The organism is Clostridiales bacterium, assembly GCA_017961515.1.
Classification (GTDB): domain Bacteria; phylum Bacillota; class Clostridia; order Acetivibrionales; family RGIG10202; genus RGIG10202.
On record JAGCXC010000046.1, the window covers coordinates 84,742 to 104,205 of the forward strand.

Consider the following 19,464-nt stretch of genomic DNA (forward strand, 5'->3'; position numbering starts at 1 on the left):
TATCATGATAGAAAAATTAAAAGATAGATGTAATCTGGTTGCTATATTTTTTATAATAATGAGTGCACTTATTATTACGCAGTTAATTAATCTGCAAATAAATAAGGGAAAGTATTATGAAGATATTTCTCAAAAAAGATTGTTAAGAGAAAGATACATCGTAGCTCCTAGAGGTAATATTTTAGATCGTAATGGTGTGCCAATAGCAGTTAATAGGACTGGATTTTTAGTAAATTTGTACAGAGAGAAGAGAACAGTAGATGAATTAAATGAGTTAATAAACGTGGTGATAAATATACTTGAAAAGAATGGTGATTGTTTTGAAAGTTCTCTTTCTAAATATTTGACAATTAGTCCTATTGATTATGGTCCATATATAAAGTCGTCAGAAAAAGAGACAGAAAAATGGAAGAGGGAAATGGCAATAAAGAAAAGTGATATAGAACTAATGAGTACGCCAGAAGATGTTTTTAATTATCTTAGGTATACAAAGTTTAGTATTAGTGATAAATACACAAAAGATGAAGCATATAAGATAATGGCGATAAGATATGAAACACTAATGAAGGGGTATTCTCAATTTAGTCCATTAGTTGTGGCAAGGGATATAAGTAAAGAGTCTGTTCTTGAATTAGAAGAAAAGAATGCGGAGTTACCGGGTGTTTCTATAGAGACAGAATCATACAGGATATATAATGACGCGACGTGTGTAGCACATTTGTTGGGATATGTAGGGATAATAAATAAAGAAGAGTACGACAAAATGAGTAAAGACGGATATGGAATAAATGATATTATTGGTAAAAATGGTATTGAATATAAAGCAGAGAAATACTTAAGGGGAAAAAAGGGAGAAAAGAAAATAGAGGTTGATACAATAGGGAAGAAAACAGGCGAAATACAAAAAACTCCGCCAGTACAAGGGAACAATGTCATTTTAACAATAGATTATAATTTACAAAAGATAGCGATGGAGTCTTTAAGAAAAAATATAGAGTTAATAAAGAAGGGGAAAGATAATAGAATAAATTTTGGAGATGCTTATGCTGGAGCGGTTGTAGCGATTGATGTAAACACAGGAGAGGTGTTGGCTATGGCAAGTTATCCAAGTTATGACCCTATGATATATTTAGCGGGTGCAGATGACAAGGAAGCGCAAAAGAAGAAAATAAGTTTGCTAGTAGATAACAAAAATTCACCATTATTAAATAGGGCGGTACAGGGCACGTATACACCAGGGTCTACTTATAAACCTATAACGGCGATAGCGGGTTTAGAGGAAGGAGTAATAACTAAGGATACAATTATTTATGATAAAGGAGTTAGCGTGTTAGGTGGATGGAAATTTAAGTGTTTGGAGTATAGAATGGGACTAGGAGCACACGGAGGCTTAAATTTAAAAAGAGCCATAGCAACATCATGCAACATATATTTTCATGAATTAGGTGTAAAAGTAGGAATTGATAAGATTGACAAATGGGCAAAGGAGTTTGGACTAGGAGAGCTAACGGGAATAGACGTTCCTGGAGAGTTAAGAGGGATCAGGGCTAACAGGATCACAAAGAAGAGATTAAGGAATGATGAGTGGAGGATAGCGGATACGGCACAAATGGCAATAGGTCAGTTTGATAATACCTTTACGCCTATACAGTTAGCAAATTATATAGCAACAATAGCTAATGGTGGCAAAAGATTTAAGCCAACTATTGTAAAGAGGATAGAGAATAGAAAGGGAGAGATAATAAAAGAGAGCAAGAATGAGTTTCATCAGATAGGGTTAAAAAAGGAAACAGTAGATGCAATACATGAAGCAATGGCTGCTGTTGCAAAGAGAGGAGGAACAGCGGGGGAAACATTTAGGGATTTTAAAGTGAAGGTTGCGGGTAAAACAGGAACACCAGAGACAGGAGGAGAGTCTAAGCATTCATCTAATGCAGTTTTCATATGCTATGCTCCTGTGGAAAAACCTCAGATTGCAGTGGCAGTGGTAATAGAAAGAGGTGTTTGGGGAAGTAATGCCGCACCGGTTGCAAGAGATGTTTTAGCAGAATATTTTAAAGACTAGAAAAAATTTTAAAAATATAGTATATTGTATTATGGAGTAGAAAATGTAGGATATTAAAAGATAAAATTGGAGGCGACTTGGTATGCGAGAGGTTAGTGTCGGATTTAAAGGGACGGTAAATTGCCTGACAATGATATTGCAAGAGAATGATGAATTTGATTTTATATTAAAGGAAATAGAAAACAAGATAGATGATGCAGGAAAATTTTTTAAAAATGCCGTGTTGGATGTTAAGTATAGAGGTAAAGATTTAACGCCGTACCAAGAAAAGAGAATTATGGACTTGCTGTCTAAAAGAAGTGGTGCGACAATAAAGAGTATAGGAAAAGAAGAAGAAGAAGAGAAGACATCTGGTTTATCGAAAGATTTTATGCACATTCCGTTTGATGGATTAGAAGAAGGAATGTCTAAGTTTTACAGAGGAACATTACGATCAGGGCACAAAATAGATTTTGATGGGAACGTAATTATTATGGGGGATTTGAATCCAGGAGGAGAGATAAGGGCAACAGGAAATGTTGTTGTGTTAGGGTCATTGAGAGGAACAGTTCATGCAGGATCTAATGGGAATAAGAATGCGATAATAGTTGCACTTATTTTAAAGCCAACTCAGTTAAGGATAGCCGATATAATAACAAGGCCACCAGATGAAGAAGAAAAGGTACTTACTATATCACCAGAGATGGCATACATAAAAAATGATAGAATGTATATAGAAAGTTTTTTGCATAAACAATGACCAAAGGAAGGTGTAGGCTCCTTGATTAGTGAAAGATTAAAATTACGTGCAGATTTGAGTACAAAGACGTATGAGGTTCAGTTTAAAAATTTTGAAGGTCCGTTTGATTTGTTGTTTCATCTTATCGAGAAAAATAAGTTAGATATATATGATGTACCAATTGGTGAAATAACAGATAGGTATATGGAGTATATTTTAAAGATGCAAGAGTTAGATTTGGATATAGCAAGTGAATTTATAGTTATGGCGTCCACGTTGTTATATATAAAATCTAGATCACTTTTGCCGTCTAATAGAAAGGAAGAAAAGGATGATATAGAGGTATCATCCAAAGATGAGCTTATACTTAAGTTAATAGAGTACAGAAAATATAAGAATGTTGCAAGTATATTTAAAAAAAGACATGCACATTGGAGTATGATTTATTATAAGTTGCCAGAGAAGATAGTATTGCCTGTTAAAAGAGAAAGATTTAATTTATCGTTAGACAAGTTGATTGATACATATGAGGATTTAATGAGAAGGAACATAGAGAAAGAAAATAACAATAAGAAGAAAATGATAAGGATATTAAGAATTGAAAAAATAACAGTCAAGCAGAAAATAAAAGATATATTAGATAGATTTAAGTCTATGTGTAGTTTTAAGTTCAAGGATGTATTTAAAAAGAAAAGCAAAATAGAAGTAGTTACGGGTTTTATGGCGATGTTGGAGCTAATAAAGTCAAAAAGAGTGATCGTGGAGCAAAAAAAACCATTTGATGATATTTTGTTGAAAAAAAATGAAGACTTTAGGGAGGATGAAGTTTTAGAAAATGAGTGATAATAGTTCAATAATAGAGAGTATACTTTTTGCGTCAGGAGAACCTGTATCGATAGATGTTATAACTAATTTATTGGGAATGAATAAAGAGGATGCAAGAGAAGCATTAGAGAAACTTGATGAAGAATATAAAAAATCTAATAGGGGGATTATGTTAAGAAAAGTACAGGATTGTTATTTGCTCTGTACAAAGCCTGACAACTATGAGTATGTGCAAAGAAGTGTACAGCCAAGAAGACAGCAAGATCTTTCGAAAGCAGCGTATGAGACATTAGCAATAATTGCATATAATCAACCTACAACAAAGGCCAGAATTGATAGTATAAGGGGAGTGTCTAGTGATAAAGCGATACAGACATTGTTGGACAAAGAATTAATTTGTGAGGCTGGGAGAATGGATGTAATAGGAAGGCCTATAGTGTATGAGGTTACAGATGAATTTTTGAAGGATTTTGGATTAGATTCATTAGATGAGTTACCTGTTTTAGAGGTAATGGAAAAAGAAGATGGAGATGTAGATATAGATATGATACTTATATCAGACAAAGAGAAATAATATATATCAAAAAATGTTTGAACTCGCAAATGCCTTGCAAGTTCAAACATTTTTGTAATGTGTTATATATTTTAAGAACTTAAGTAGCCAAAGTTTCTATATAACTTATAAAATAATTTCCAACCTAGGTTTTTTATTTGGCTTATTTAATTCCTCTTGAGGGATCATATCTAGTTTGCGTTTAAAGTTTTTACTTAAATTCTTTTTGGATATGCGTATATCTTTTATTTTCATTTCAACCTTATCATTATATTCATGAAGGTTAAAGGAAACATCTACACGATCATATTTCTTTATATAGCCTGCCATATCTCCCATATCGAAAGCTATTGCATCTATTTCAGTATTATTGTTTGATAACGTTAATCTTAAATGATTACCGTTGTTTATTCTTTGAGGTTGATTTGTTACTTTCATGCTACGACACAAAAATATAGGATCTGAATTTTTGAATAAATTAAAATCTCTAAGTTTTCTAGCATTATCTAAAGTTAGACCATCTGCATTAATTTCTATAGATTCTAATTTCTTTTCAAGTAGTTTTATATTTTGTATTTTCAAACTAATTTTGCCCATAAACTCAGAAACTTCAAACTGAACATCTACACAAGATCCTTTTTTTATGGTACTTACCATATCTCCCATGTCAAAAGCTATTGCATCTATAGGTGGAGTATTATCTCCTGCTAATACTAATCTTAAATGATTTCCGTTTTTTGATTTTTGAGGCCAATTTACTATTCTCATACAATGACATGAAAATAAACCACAAGAATTTAATTCTTTTAGTAAAATAATTTTTTCCATAAACGTTTCATCTGCTTCAATTTCTACAGGTTGAATTTCTTCTGATTGCATTGATTTATTTTTAGGGAAGCAGATTTTCTTTATTTTCATCTGAATTTTTCCCCTAAATTCATCAAGTTCAAATTTAACGTCTACAAAATCATCTTTTTTAATAGTATTTATCATGTCTCCCATGTCAAAAGCTATTGCATCTATAGGACGATTATCGTTGCCTGCCAAGACCAATCTTAAATGATTTCCTTTTTTCGCCATCTGCGGATCAGAAATTACTCTCATACCACGACATAAAAATGGAGGATGTATAAATCCGGATAGTCTTAAATTTTTAATACCTTTAGCATTATTTAAGTTTATTTTGTCACACGTAATCTCCATAGGTTCAACATCTTCTAATTCTTCTTTAAGTACATTTATATTTTTTATTTTCATTTGAACTTTTCCTCTAAATTCGTTAAACTCAAACTTGACATCAACTAAATCACCTTTTTTAATGGTATTTATCATATTCCCCATGTCAAATGCTACTGCATCTATACAAGGAGTATTCTCGCCAACTAATACTAATTTTAAATGATTATTACCTATTATTTGAGGAGGATACACTACTTGCATAGCTCGACATAAAAATAACGGACTTGTATTTCCAAATAAATTTGAATACTTAACATTTTTAGCATTTTCTAGAGTTATTCCATTTGCATAAAGCTCTATAGTTTGAACCTTTTGAGGGGTTATATTACATACAGGAACTTTATTAGTTATTTGTATGTCTTGTAATTTTAACTGAACAGCATTCATAAATTCACCAATTGTAAATTTTACATCCAGATAATCATCTTTTTTTATAGTATCTACTATATTACCCATGTTAAATGCTACTGCTTTTATGTTACTATTATCACGACCTGCTAATGTTAAAGTTAAAACATCAGTTGATTTTTGAGAAAAATCAACTACTCTCATGCCATGACATGAAAATACTTGACGTGTTTTTAAATCTTTTAACATATTTGCCTTATCTAGAGTTATCTCAATCTCTGTGACTTTTTTCTTGGCCATAAGAGAATCTAGGTTTCTAGCAGTCTCTTCAGTAATTTTTACTATATTGTTTATATAACTTTTTATTTCGTCAATATTTTCTTCATCAGCTGCAAGCCCACATGCTTCTTCATGTCCGCCAAAATATTGTATTAAATTTTTTTTCTTACAACTTCCTAGTGTACGAAATAAATTAAAACCTTCTGCACTTCTTCCTGAACCTTTAGCTATTCCGTCTTTTACTCTAAATAATATAGCTGCTTTAGAACATTTAGAATAGGTTTGGACAACGCTAGATGCAACTGATCCTATAACACCGCCCTTCCAATCCTTACCAGATACTACGATAATTCTATCATTACTTAACTGTTGATCTTTTATTTTCTGTTCCACCTCTGATCTTATGCTTTGTTCTATTCTTCTACGCTCAGCATTACTTTTATTTAACTCGAATATAATTTCTTTTGCTCTACTTTCATTATTCGTATTAAAGAGTTCTACACATATTTTTGCATCTTGGCCTAATTTTCCCTTAGAATTTACTACTGGAACCAACTCAAAACTAATAAAGTTGGCAAATTGTTCAAAATTGCTAAATAAAGAAAGGTTTTTACCATTAAGGGAACTATTTTCTAATAATTTTTTAACACCTAAACTAGGAGCTGCAGTTATTTGCTTAATTCCTTGTGTTATTAGTTCTACGTTAATATCTGTAAGATCCACTTTATCAGCTATTGTACCTAATGCTACTCTGTCTAGATAATTTAAATACAATTCTTTTTCAAGACCATTTTTTTGACACAATGCTACAATTAAAGTGAATACAACCCCTACTCCAGCTAATTCTCCTAAAGGATGATCATATTCTTCTATTTTAGGATTAATAATTCCATAAGCATCAGGTACTTCATAATAAGATTCATGATGATCTGTTATAATTGTCTCTATGCCTTGTTCATTTATTCTTTCTATTGATTTTATATTAGTTGTACCACAATCAACTGTAATTATAAGATTTGGGTTTATCTCGAATATTTTATCAAGGACGTTTTCTGATAATCCATAACCTTCAGTATCTCTATTTACTATATAATAGTCAACAACACCACCTAGTTTGATTAAAAAATCATATAATATCGATGTACCTGTTACTCCATCAGTATCAGAATCACCGAATACAAGTATTTTTTCTTTTTCCTTAAGTGCTTTATTTATTCTATCAACACACTTTTCCATATCTTTTAGCAAAAGAGGATTACACTCCTTACTAAACATAATAAATCACCTTCCTTGGTAAAACTTTTATATCGAAACATAGCACGTTTCTATTTAATTGTAACATATATGTTTACACAATGCAACAAAACATTTACAAATATTTAGAGTTTTTTCAATCAAAGAAGTTATTAAGACTTATAGTTTCCAATAATAAACCAATGGTTGAAAAACAAACTTAATGATGCTATAATATGTCTACACTGGATTAACCGAGATTTTTTTAGTGAAAGAAAAGGACAGGAGATGTATTTTTATGAAGAAAAATGATTTGGGATTTGTTTTTTTAGAGGAAACAAGAGAAGATACAATGTTGCATATGTTGTGTGAAAATGGTGATAAAGAAAAGGTAAGAAAATTACTAGAAAATATACCAGATAAAGAAGTAAGAAAAAAGTATATACAAAAAGAGGATAAATATGGAGAAACAGTATTACACAAAGCATGTCGTAATGGATATAAAGAAGTGGTAAAGTTACTGATAGATAATGGTGCAGATGTGAATATGAAGGATAAAAATGGCCAAACAGTGTTTATGTATGCTTGTCACGCAAATGCACCAAAAGAAGTGATAGAGTTATTACTAAAACATGGTGCAGAAGTGAATATGCGGACGAATTTGGGCCGAACAGCGTTGATGATTGCGTGTGGAAGTAATGTACCAGAAGAAGTGATAGAGTTATTGTTAAATAATGGTGCAGACGTGAATATGGAGGATGAAGATGGTCAAACAGCGTTGATGGTTGCTTGTCAATGTGCATCAAAAGAAGTGACAGAGTTATTACTAAAACATGGTGCAGAAGTGGATATGCAGGATAAAGATGGTAAAACAGTGTTGATGTGTGTATGTATCAGGAATGCACCAAAAGAAGTGATAGAGCTATTATTAGATTGCGGCGCAGACGTGAATATGGAGGATGAAGATGGTCAAACAGCGTTGGTGTACGCATGTGCAGGCAATGCACCCAAAGAAGTGGTAGAGCTATTGTTAAATCGTGGAGCAGAAGTGAATTTGGAGGATAAAGATGGTGATACAGCATTGATAGCTGCATGTGTTAGGAATGCACCAAAAGAAGTAGTAGAGTTATTATTAAATCGTGGAGCAGAAGTGAATATAAAGGGCAAAGATGGTCAAACAGCATTGATACATGCATGTGCTAGGAATGCACCAAAAGAAGTAATAAGGATATTGTTAGATAATGGAGCAGACGTGAATATGAGGGATAAAGGTGGTCAAACAGCGTTGGTGTTTGCATGTGGGAATAATGCATCCAAAGAAGTGATAGAGCTATTATTGAATCGCGGGGCAGAAGTGAATACAAAGGGTAAAGAAGGATTTACAGCATTGATAGCTGCATGTATCAGGAATGCACCAAAAGAAGTGGTAGAGTTATTGTTAAAACGCGGTGCAAAAGTGAATATGAAAGATAATTTGGAACAAACAGCGTTGATGGGTGCGTGTGGAAGTAATGCACCAAAAGAAGTGATAGAGTTATTGCTAGATAATGGAGCAGACGTGAATATAAAGGATAAAAATGACCAAACAGTATTGATGTATGCGTGTTTTATGAATGCACCAAAAGAAGTGATAGAGTTATTGCTAGATAATGGAGCAGATGTGAATATGAAGGATAAAGGTGGTCAAACAGCGTTGATGCTTGCATGTCTCAGAAAGGAATCAAAGGAGGACGTGATAACGTTGTTGATAGATCGCGGAGCAGAAGTGAAAATAAAAGATGTTTTGGGCCAAACAGCATTGATAGCTGCATGTGTAAGTAATGCACCCAAAAAAGTGATAGAGTTATTGCTAGAGAATATACCCCAAAAAGATAGATTACAGTACGTACAAGAAAAGAATGCAAAGTGGGGGAGAACAGCTCTATACTACGCGTGTAAAAAGGGCAAAGAAGAAATAATAGAATATTTAATAGATAACGGGGCAGATATGTACAAGGAAGACAACAAAGGGAGAACTCCAATAAGCATGGTAGATATCAAAGTACGAGATAAAATGTTAAAAGCATTAGTAAGAAGAGAGCTAAGGAATGCATGTGTGAAGAATGATAAAGGTGAGATAGAAAAACAATTGGACAAAGTTGGAGGAATTTTACCTAAAGAGCTTTTGGTAGAGTTAATTAATTTATCCAATGAGGATACTTTAGAAGTATTAGTAAAAAGAATAGATGTTTCTCTAATAAACGATACATTTAAATTAATAACCAAAGAAGGAAAGCGTAATTGTATAATAAATTCACTATATAATAAAAAAGATGCAATTAGCAAAACAAGTGGTGAATTAAAAAGTGAATTAAAAAGCAAATTAAGTGAGTATATAATTAATGAGGGCATGACAGAAGGTAAATTAAAAACAATCTTAAGAGGAATAGGAAATATAAAAACTATTATTTCAGTAGACATAATAAATAAAGTAAAAGATAGTAATATACCAGTTTTGGTAGACAAGTTTGATATATCTCAAATAAGTGAAGGATTTGAAAATATAAATAACGATAAGAGAGAAAAAATAGTAGAGTGTTTATTTGAAAGGAAAAATATTTTAAAAGAAATAAAAGAAGGAACATTAAAAAGTATGTTAGAGGAAAGGATAATAAAAGAGATTAAAGAGGCTATTAATGAAGAAAAATTGACATATATAAAAATATTGAAGGCTACAGGGATAAACTCAGAAATTTTTTATAAAGAAGAAAAAATGAACAAATTGGTTCATAAAGTCAAGAAAAGTAAAGGAACAGATTTTGGGTTTATAGACAAACCCAAAGAAGATATTTTTGATGAGCAGGAATTGATAGATGTAATAAAATCAGGAGAGAGAAAAAATATACATAAATTATTGCGAAATAACAAAGTAAACGTAAATGTAGTGGATGGAAAAGGAAAGAGTGCATTGATGTACGCAATAGAGCTAAAAAACAATGATACAATAAAGAATTTACTTAAGAATAAGGATGTCAATGTAAATGCAGTGGATAACGAGAAAAAGAGTGTACTAATGTACGCAATAGATAATAGGTCTAAAGAAGTGATAAGATGTTTAGAAGAAAGAGGTGCCAAAGTAGATGAAAGAACATTTATGTACGCACTAAAAAAAGGCAAAGATGTATCAGAATTAATAGATGCTAGTATAGAGAGTATGATAGCAAATGTAAGGGAATCAAAAGCGTATGAGATGTTGACATATGCATGTGTAGGAGGCTATATGGGAGCTATAGAGAGATTGGTAAATAAGGTAAAAGATATAGACGGGAAGGGCCAAGAAAAATATACAGCTCTTGGGATAGCATTTAAGAGAGATAATAAAGACTTGATGAAATATCTTATAAGAAAAGGTGCCAGTATTGCAGGGACATCTGAAAAAATAGATTATAATAAGTTTTATGATGTGTTTGAGAGTATAAAATCAGAGATAGAGGCGGAGAAAAATGTAGAGGTTGTAAAAAAATCAGATGTATCAAAGACTCATACTAAACCTGTATCAAAGAAGAGAAGTAAAATAAATAATATTGAACGAGTGAAAAATGGAAAGAAAAGAGAAAATAGGACATATGGTAAGAGTACAGGATATGTTCTAAGCGATGCTGTTACTGCAGGAGCAAATAAGTCATTATTAGAGGAATGCAAGAAGAATATAAGTGATGATACTATATTGAGTTTATTAAAAATGGGTTGCGATGTAAATGTGAGAGATGAAGATGGTAGGACACCACTAATGATAGCGTGCGAAAATAAAAACGCAACAATAATAAAGGAATTTATAAGAATAGGTGCGAAGGAAGAAATAGAAGACAAAAAAGGAATGACAGCATTAAAGATACTTGAAAATAAAAATGATAACCTTCTCATGAATATATATTTAGATGCAGTAGAGAGACGGCAAAAAGGCTATGCTTATAAGTCTAGTGGGTTGAATTTATAATAGTAAGGTTTTTTGTTTAGCATAAGATAAATAATCGAAAAAGTGTGTTGATATACATATTCTAAGTGATATTGTAATAGGGTTAAAACCTTCTACGCAGAAGTATTGTGTAGAAGGCTATTTTTATTATTCTTTGTTTTAAATGATATTACTTAGGACATTATCACATTTCAAACATATAGGAAAATTTATTAAGTTTTCCTATTGTAGAAAAATATTTCTTGTGATATACTATCTCCTGGCGATTCATGCTTATTGAGCAGTCAATGCAAAAAGATTTTACTTAGGGGGTTATTATTGTGAAAGAACTAGTAGGTTCGTGTATATTTGGATAATCAGGAGGTCCAACTTCAGTTATAAATGCGAGTGCATCTGGAGTATTTCAAGAGGCGTTGAAGCAACCGTGCATTGAACATGTGTATGGAGCTGCGCATGGAATAAAAGGAATATTGGAAGAAAATTTTTATGATATGGGCAAAGAGTCAAAAGAGGAGTTAGAGTTGTTAAAGACTACGCCATCATCTGCATTGGGATCAGTGAGATATAAGTTAAAGGATTCATCAGAAGATGAGACTGACTATTTGAGATTGTTGGAAGTGTTTAAGAAATACAATATAAGATATTTCTTCTATAATGGTGGAAATGATTCGATGGATACGTGCAACAAAATAAGTAAGTATATGCAAAAAGTAGGATATGAGTGTAGAGTTATGGGAGTTCCTAAGACAATAGATAATGATTTATTTGGAACAGACCATTGCCCAGGTTATGGTAGTGCAGCAAAATATATTGCGACATCGACAATGGAAGTGTATCATGATGCTAGAGTATATGATACAGGTATGATTACTATCCTAGAGGTTATGGGAAGGAATGCTGGTTGGTTAACAGCCGCAACTGCGTTAGCTGCTTACAAAGGATATGGACCAGATTTGATTTATCTTCCAGAGCTTCCATTTAGTGTAGATAAGTTTTTAGAAGAGACAAATGCTATATATAAAAAGCAAGGTAAAGTTATTATAGCAGTATCAGAAGGCGCAAAAGATGCTCAAGGCAAATATATAGCTGAATATGGTGCATCATTGGCAAAGGATTCATTTGGACATTCTCAGCTCGGAGGTACAGCATCGATATTGGCAAATCTTGCAAAAGAGAAAATTGCTCCAAAGGTTAGAGGAATAGAGTTTAGTTTACTTCAAAGATGCGCTGCACACGTAGGATCATTAACTGATGTTAATGAAGCTTTCTTGGCAGGACAGATGGCGGTAAGGTACGCAGTTGAAGGGAAAACTGATTATATGGTAGCATTTGAGCGAGCTAATGGACCAGAGTACAAGTGTAATATAAAATTGTTGAACTTAACAGAAGTTGCGAATACAGAGAAGAAAGTGCCTATGGAGTGGATTAATAAAGAGGGAAATGGATTAAATAAAGAATTTATTGATTATGCACTTCCTTTAATTCAAGGAGATTCAAAGCCACCTATGGAAGATGGGCTTCCTAGATTTGCACATTTGAAAAAAGTGTCTGTTAGATATTGAAATATAACAGTACATTTAGAAGTATTACCCTATATTTTATTTATAAATAAAAATGTGCTCTATTGACGTATGTCATTAGAGCACAAAATATTTATGATGGAATTACTCAACTCCACCGCCTCCACCACCAAATCCTTGTCCAGAGAAACCTCCCCCAGAAAAGCCACTAGAGGTTCCAGAACTAGAAAATGTACCTCTAGGAAGTTTTTTGCTAGTCAAATAGCTATTAGCTGATGACATAGTTGAACAAAGGTGCGTATTAAATGATAAAAAATCAGTATAATTATTAGTACCAATATACCATTCTGGTTCTGGTTGCTTGAAGGATAAGACTTCAAATTTTTTAATCCATTTACTAGATATTCCTAATACATAAACGTATGGAAGAATATTATAAAAATAAGATGGATCTTCTGTAATCAAAGTTTCTAATTTTTCTTTTTCAGCAACTTCAAGAAATTTTTTGAAGCCTAATATTTTACCCAACATAGTAATACCATAAGATGTTCTTCTTTTGCTAATTTTGTAAACACACATAAACATTATTGCAAAAGATACCCAATTAAATATATAGGATGCAAAGTAAAATTTGTCACTTATTATATATTTCACTGGAATATATGGTATAGATATAAAAAATATTGAAGTCAAAAAATATAAACATTCTGAAAATAAAGCTATTTTTAAGGTGTAGAATAGTACAGGATAAAACAATATAATAAATCCTAATGTTGATATACCAATCATATGTATAAATACAGTTGATAGACCACAGGCATTATAAAAATTGTAAATTACAAAACCATATGATAGATATGACATAAAAGCAATACATATAGAAACCAATATGGCCATTTTATCAAAAACTTTGAATTTATTTTTGAAAGAATTTACACTAAATAGTATTTTGTCTACTGTACGATAAAATTTATTTTTTAAAGAACTTAATTTAACTTCAGTTTTATCTTTTTCAAACAATCCCTCTAAGAAAATTTTTTCATTTGGATCTGTTCCATCATATTCTTTTAACTTTATTAGTGTTATGTTTTTACCAGATGCATTTTCTTCTTTTATTTTTAGATATCCCTTATTAGCTAGATATACAAGTAATGATGTAACGTCACTTGCAGTTGCTATACCTTTGTGTAAAAAAGCAATATCTAAACTATTCAAGTTGTCAGGCGGATAAAATTCAATTGCATCAACAACAGTTTCGTTTTTACCAAATTTTTTAACAGCGAATATAGACATACCTATAAACAACGAAGGCACTATAAAAGTAGCATAGTCTATAAAATTTCTTTTAAGACCTGTGTTAACAAAGTATCCTTTGGGTAATTCACACCTAATAGTAAGAGCATTACCAGGAGCAAGTTTTTCTTCATAATTTCCTGAAATAATATTATTAATGCAAGTATAGTTAACTTTTCCGCAAGTGTCTAAACCAAGTCGACCAGAAGTAAAACCAATTTTTGAGGTATCAAAGGTACTAGGCATGTTTATAGAAAAAGTTATATTGCTAACAGGAATACTCCAATTACTACCAACTATATTAAAATATAACTCATCATAATTAGGTGAAACCGATTTACCTAAATTATAAGAATAACTTATCACATACTTTTGTTTTCCTAACAAGGGCTTATTCGAATGAATACTTAATTTACAGCTATTTTGTTCAAAAGAAGTGGTGAATGGTCTATTAACTGTTATGTTACTTATTTGAGCAATATTTGTGGAAGAAACTCCATCAGCTCTAGTAGTATTATTCAATAAAGGTATAAACCTAATAAAATTATGCCGTTTAGTATGAAAATTTACAGTTATTGTTTCTTTTATATCTAGTACATTATTTTTATGAACGACAACATTCACATCATATTTACTTACTTCTCCAGGATAAAAAGTTTCGAACGGATTTGAATATGATTCGTTGAGTTTGTCTGGATTATTCAATCTAAGATATGACTCTTTGATTTTAGAGACATCAATATACTGATCTTTTGAATTTTCATTAATTGCAAAAACAAAAGTTTTATTCCAAGTCATTAGTGCTATAAAACAAATCAAGAATTTTATAAAAATTTTTTTAAACATAGTATTTCTCCTTTCAGTACAAACAAAAGGAAGAGATAGCTATTACAAAAAAATCTACAAAAATAAATCGTCCCTATCTTCATTTTTTTTGCAAGAATAGGTTTGTACAAAATTTTTGTAAAAGTAGCTAACTCTTCATTTAGTTAAAAATCGATATTGACGTTATTCCTTTCATCAGAGCTTATCTCAAACATGGCTGCTGGGGGAAATTTCCAAAGTTTAACGAGTATATTATTAGGGAAAATTTCTAGTTTGCTATTAAATAGACGCACCGCTCCGTTATAATATCTCCTTGAGTTAGCAATATCATCCTCTATAGAAGACAACTGAGATGACAATTCCTTAAAATTCTCGTTAGCCTTTAAATCTGGATAGCTTTCACAAAGAGCTATAATTTTATTAATCCCCCTAGATAATTGTTCGTTCACTTCAATTTTTTCGTTGTTTGACATATTAGGATAAGTGGTATTTCTAAGTTTAATTACTTCCTCTAAAGTATTTTTCTCATGTTTAGCATATCCCTTAACAACATTAACAAGGTTAGGTACTAAATCCCATCGCTTTTTCAAATAAACATCCATAGTAGCAAATGCCTCTTTTACGGTGTTGTTTATTCGCACCAACTCATTATATGTTGATACGACAAAAATAATTCCTAAAATAAGAATACCCCAAAAAATCATAATAAATACCCCCTTTTCTCAATACCTTGCTAAGAGTGTAACACATTTATAATGGATTTGTCAACAAAAAAGATCAGACTTATAAACAATGGCTAAAAAGTGCTATAAATAAAGTACTCGTTGTACTAAAGACAAGAGTACTTAATAATTAACGTTATAAAAATACTAGTTGCTATGAATTTTATATTTCTTTTGATTTTCCTTTTGAATTACTAGACTTATTAGACGAGAAAACATTTTCTATAATTTGCTCATTTTTTGAAACTTTTGATAAATTATTTGTGCGTATTGACAAAGTAGGTAGTACATCTTTCATGTAGTTCATAGTACCGTTAGAATCAAATGATTTTTCAAAATCTGGACCATAAGATACAGTACAATGCCAATCATAAGATGAAGTGGCTTGATTAACATTTTTATTATTATCAGAGAAAATGTCCCCTAAAAGAACTGAAGTTCCGATGCCACCTGCTATACCTGCAACAGGAACAGCTATCAAAGAAGCAGTAGCTACCCAAGTTGATATTGCCATTTTAGGAAATAGCAAATTTGTAGCTGAAAAAAGCCCTAAACCAAATACTGTTGCTATGGAAGCTCCAGCTATTGCACCCAATGAAGTTAAAGATATTCCAATGTATTTTTTGCTTTTACATATAGTATCCACAATTTTTTTAGGGAGTGCAAATATTTTTTTTATCAAGTCAATAGAAAAATTAAAAGTCTTTCTTATAGCATTTATAATTTTCTTACATACGCCAGTAAATTTTCGATAAGCCTTTCGAAATGAATTAAAAATTCGTTTCAAACCCCTTAAAGGTTTATCACAAATAGACATAAAAATTACCTCTTTCCTTACATACTAAAGCAGCGAAAAACTGCACAACGTTATGATAACATGAAAGTATCAAAATGTCAACATAAAAATAAAAAAAATACATATATATATGGAAAAATAATACAAAAAAGTCTTTACAACACAGTAAAGTTTATATAAAATAATAAGGTAACATTACATAGGGGTGAGGGACATGAAGAATATTTACAAGAGAGTAGTATACACTTTGATGATTGTGTTAATGTACATACTGATGAGTGGGATAGCAAGTTTTTCATCAGATATGTATGGTATATTAACAAAAAATAATTATATTGAACTTGGCAGCAATGAGCATGAAGTAATTGGACTTAATATATATAAGAATGGTCTATATGCTCTAAAAACGTCTGGTGAGAACGATATAGTGCTAAAGATTATCGATTGTAACAATAAGGAGGTAATGCCTAATTACAAAGAACATGATAATAATTATTATGCTACGTATTTTTTCATGGAGGGAGAAAGGTACTATGTTGATGTAAAGGTAGATAGAGTGAATCAAGAAGAAATATCTAGACTGTGGTTATTTCTTTTGGATGATGCCAAGATAATTAAGGATAGTTCTGTACCTGGTCAAATTAGATTATGTGGAGAGGATAAATATTTTAAGTATGTTCCGGAAAAAACAGACACATATGTAGTAAAGTCGCATGGGAAGATAGATATAATGGCTTGTATATATGATGAAAAGGGGATGTTAATAAAAAGGGATGTAAATATTTCAGGTAAGAATTTCAAAATTGTAAGTGAACTAGAAGAGGGTAAGTGTTATTACATTAGAGTATATTCAGAGTTTCAAGAAGGAACATTTGAAATAGAAGTAAAAAAAGATAGAATGTTGTATGCGGATGTTATTAATTTAGAAGTTAATAGTAATTTAGACAGGGTTTTTGAAGGTGCTATAAAGAGAGATAAACCTTGTAAAATAAAGTTTGTACCTAATGTTGATGGCGAATTTGAATTTTTGGCAGTGTCGGACATGAGTTTAAAATTAGATGTGTTAGATGAAGGACAAAAAAGTGTGGCAATAACAATTAATAATAATAAAAGTTATTCAGCTGTAAGAGCAAGAGTATTAAGTGATGAAGTTTACACATTGACATTAGAGGGTGAATCAAATGAAGAGGGAATATACAAGCTTAAGATATTAAATTTTGGGAAATTAAGATCAAATGCAAAATCGATAGTAGAAGGGAAAAATAAAAATGTTCTTACAGGTAGGGAGGAGTATTTAAAATTTGTGTGTCCAGCTGATGGATGCTTTAATTTTGAGCTTTCGGCATCTCCTAAAATAAAACTATCTTTGTATGATGAGAATGGTAAATTCATAAAGGAGCAAAAAGATTGTGCATATGTTATGAGTCCTACTATTGGAACTATTGCACATAAAGATGATGTACTATATCTTTGTGTAAAAAACACAGGCAGGAAAAAAATAGAGTACGAGGTTAAGGTGTCTAATTTTAGTGATTTAGCTAAAAGATGTATTAGAGTAACCGAGGGCGAGACTTATGGTACAATACAAGAAGATATGCCAGTTGTATTATATGGTTTTCTTCCAGAAAGGACAGGTGTTTACACAATAAAGTCAACATGTAAGTTGTATATAGATGGCAGGCTTTATAATACATTTGGAGATATTTTAAGTGAGAATACTGCCAATAATATGAAATTAAACATAACTAAGCGTATGTATGAGGGTATACCATATTATATAAAAATAACAGATTTATATAAGGAGAGCTTTGGTGATTTTTCTCTAGATATATCTTTTGTTGAGGAAAATGATGTTGTAAAAATACAAGAGGATGTTGCGATTGAGGATGAGATAGAATTTGTAGGAGATATAAAAAGATATCAATTAAAAGCGGATAGTGATGATATGTATGCAGTAAAAATTAAGTCTGATGCGAATATACATGTTAGGATGTATTCCGATAAGGGTATGGTAATAGATGAGGATACTAAATATAAAGGAGTAAATCTTACAAAGGGGGAAGAGTACATAATAGAAGTTACAGGTTCTGATGAATTGGTTGATATAGGTGAGTATTGTATAGAGGTAGAAAATTTTACAAGGATGGTTAATGATGCGCAAAAAATTGATTGTAATCAGATGTGTTGTGGTAACTTGATATTATCTGACACAAAAGATTATTATAAGTTTAATTGCGATAGTAGTGGATATTACTCAATTTATACTACTGGTGAATTAAATACTTATATTAAAGTGTATAATATGAAATGTGATTTGATACATGAAAGTGAGATTGGATTTGATAACAATAGTTATTCTGTAACAAAGTTTAATGAGGGAGAAGTATATTTAATAGAAGTGGGAGGTATAGACCAGGAACAAGGTGGTATATATAAAGTGGTATTGAATAAAAATGATGAAACTGAGTGTAGAACATCAAAATGGATAAAAGTAAACAAACTAATAACAGATGTAATAAAGAGGGAAGGAGAGGTTGCAAGATATAAATTTATAGCTTGTTACAAGGATACGTATTTTATAGATAAGTATGGGAACACAGGTATGTCAGTGGTGGTTTATGATAAAAACAAAAATATTGTAAATAAAGATAGGATATTTGAATTAGATGAGAATAACCTTTATTATGTAGAAATTAGTTCAGATAAAACAGGCATATATAATTTTAAGATAGATAATTTAAAACACGCATACGATATTGCGGAATGTATAGTAGAGGAAGTGATGCAAAGCGGTGAGATAGAAGAACCAGGACAATGTAACTACTATAAATTTGTTCCTTGTAGCAAGGACGTATATTTATTTTCGCAGTCAAAAGGTAATAAAGTTATTATTGAAGTATTTGATAGCGATGGCAATAGGATTTTAGACAGTGAGGAGGACGATGGTGTTAACTCAGTAGATTTACGAAATAATAAATTATATGGTGTAAAAATAAGATATAAAAACCTAAGGGATGTAGGAGAGTACGAGTTTTTTATAATTTCTAAATCAAAGCTTTATGAGTATAGAAGTCAGTTCATGTTGGATTGAAG

General features: G+C 31.3%; 10 protein-coding genes and 1 pseudogene. 7 read left to right on the plus strand and 4 right to left on the minus strand.

Annotated features, from left to right (window positions below):
• Positions 1 to 4: 4 nt before the first annotated feature.
• From mrdA to scpB, 4 genes are all read left to right on the plus strand, one after another.
• The gene (mrdA, locus tag J6Y29_03345) at positions 5 to 2,065 is read left to right on the plus strand and encodes a penicillin-binding protein 2 (protein MBP5426914.1); all 2,061 of its coding nucleotides are present in this window, start codon (positions 5 to 7) and stop codon (positions 2,063 to 2,065) included.
• A gap of 82 nt (positions 2,066 to 2,147) precedes the next feature.
• Positions 2,148 to 2,804, plus strand: coding sequence for a septum site-determining protein MinC (minC, locus tag J6Y29_03350; protein ID MBP5426915.1), 657 nt, complete (start codon positions 2,148 to 2,150; stop codon positions 2,802 to 2,804).
• Between the two features lie 54 nt (positions 2,805 to 2,858).
• Entirely contained in the window at positions 2,859 to 3,626 is a 768-nt protein-coding gene (locus tag J6Y29_03355) for a segregation/condensation protein A (GenBank protein ID MBP5426916.1), read from the plus strand.
• A complete protein-coding gene (scpB, locus tag J6Y29_03360) occupies positions 3,619 to 4,182 on the plus strand; it encodes an SMC-Scp complex subunit ScpB (GenBank protein MBP5426917.1) in 564 nt (187 codons plus the stop codon). Before J6Y29_03355 ends, scpB begins: the two co-directional genes overlap by 8 nt.
• 105 nt (positions 4,183 to 4,287) lie before the next feature.
• On the opposite strand, the gene J6Y29_03365 is transcribed toward scpB, so the two are convergent.
• Positions 4,288 to 7,302, minus strand: coding sequence for a DHH family phosphoesterase (locus tag J6Y29_03365; protein ID MBP5426918.1), 3,015 nt, complete (start codon positions 7,300 to 7,302; stop codon positions 4,288 to 4,290).
• 256 nt (positions 7,303 to 7,558) lie between these two features.
• Here J6Y29_03365 and J6Y29_03370 point away from each other — a divergent pair, with 256 nt between their 5' ends.
• Together J6Y29_03370 and J6Y29_03375 are read left to right on the plus strand one after the other, a co-directional pair.
• Positions 7,559 to 11,236, plus strand: coding sequence for an ankyrin repeat domain-containing protein (locus tag J6Y29_03370; GenBank protein MBP5426919.1), 3,678 nt, complete (start codon positions 7,559 to 7,561; stop codon positions 11,234 to 11,236).
• 299 nt (positions 11,237 to 11,535) lie between these two features.
• Positions 11,536 to 12,777, plus strand: a pseudogene (locus J6Y29_03375) (6-phosphofructokinase).
• Positions 12,778 to 12,879: 102 nt separating this feature from the next.
• Here J6Y29_03375 and J6Y29_03380 read toward each other — a convergent pair.
• The 3 genes from J6Y29_03380 to J6Y29_03390 form a co-directional block, all read right to left on the minus strand.
• A complete protein-coding gene (locus tag J6Y29_03380; GenBank protein ID MBP5426920.1) occupies positions 12,880 to 14,874 on the minus strand; it encodes a DUF2207 domain-containing protein in 1,995 nt (664 codons plus the stop codon).
• Between the two features lie 143 nt (positions 14,875 to 15,017).
• The gene (locus J6Y29_03385) at positions 15,018 to 15,557 is read right to left on the minus strand and encodes a LemA family protein (GenBank protein ID MBP5426921.1); all 540 of its coding nucleotides are present in this window, start codon (positions 15,555 to 15,557) and stop codon (positions 15,018 to 15,020) included.
• A 181-nt stretch (positions 15,558 to 15,738) separates the two neighbouring features.
• A complete protein-coding gene (locus tag J6Y29_03390; GenBank protein ID MBP5426922.1) occupies positions 15,739 to 16,392 on the minus strand; it encodes a hypothetical protein in 654 nt (217 codons plus the stop codon).
• A gap of 193 nt (positions 16,393 to 16,585) precedes the next feature.
• On the opposite strand from J6Y29_03390, the gene J6Y29_03395 reads away from it, so the two are divergent.
• On the plus strand, positions 16,586 to 19,462 hold the full coding sequence (locus J6Y29_03395; GenBank protein ID MBP5426923.1) for a hypothetical protein: 2,877 nt from the start codon (positions 16,586 to 16,588) through the stop codon (positions 19,460 to 19,462).
• The last annotated feature ends 2 nt before the right edge of the window (positions 19,463 to 19,464 follow it).

Bases quoted from the DNA above. Each gene is read 5' to 3' on its own strand.
- mrdA (MBP5426914.1), top strand. From the start codon at position 5: ATGATAGAAAAATTAAAAGATAGATGTAATCTGGTTGCTATATTTTTT.
- minC (MBP5426915.1), top strand. From the start codon at position 2,148: ATGCGAGAGGTTAGTGTCGGATTTAAAGGGACGGTAAATTGCCTGACA.
- scpB (MBP5426917.1), top strand. From the start codon at position 3,619: ATGAGTGATAATAGTTCAATAATAGAGAGTATACTTTTTGCGTCAGGA.
- J6Y29_03365 (MBP5426918.1), bottom strand. From the start codon at position 7,302: ATGTTTAGTAAGGAGTGTAATCCTCTTTTGCTAAAAGATATGGAAAAG.
- J6Y29_03370 (MBP5426919.1), top strand. From the start codon at position 7,559: ATGAAGAAAAATGATTTGGGATTTGTTTTTTTAGAGGAAACAAGAGAA.
- J6Y29_03380 (MBP5426920.1), bottom strand. From the start codon at position 14,874: ATGTTTAAAAAAATTTTTATAAAATTCTTGATTTGTTTTATAGCACTA.
- J6Y29_03385 (MBP5426921.1), bottom strand. From the start codon at position 15,557: ATGATTTTTTGGGGTATTCTTATTTTAGGAATTATTTTTGTCGTATCA.
- J6Y29_03390 (MBP5426922.1), bottom strand. From the start codon at position 16,392: ATGTCTATTTGTGATAAACCTTTAAGGGGTTTGAAACGAATTTTTAAT.
- J6Y29_03395 (MBP5426923.1), top strand. From the start codon at position 16,586: ATGAAGAATATTTACAAGAGAGTAGTATACACTTTGATGATTGTGTTA.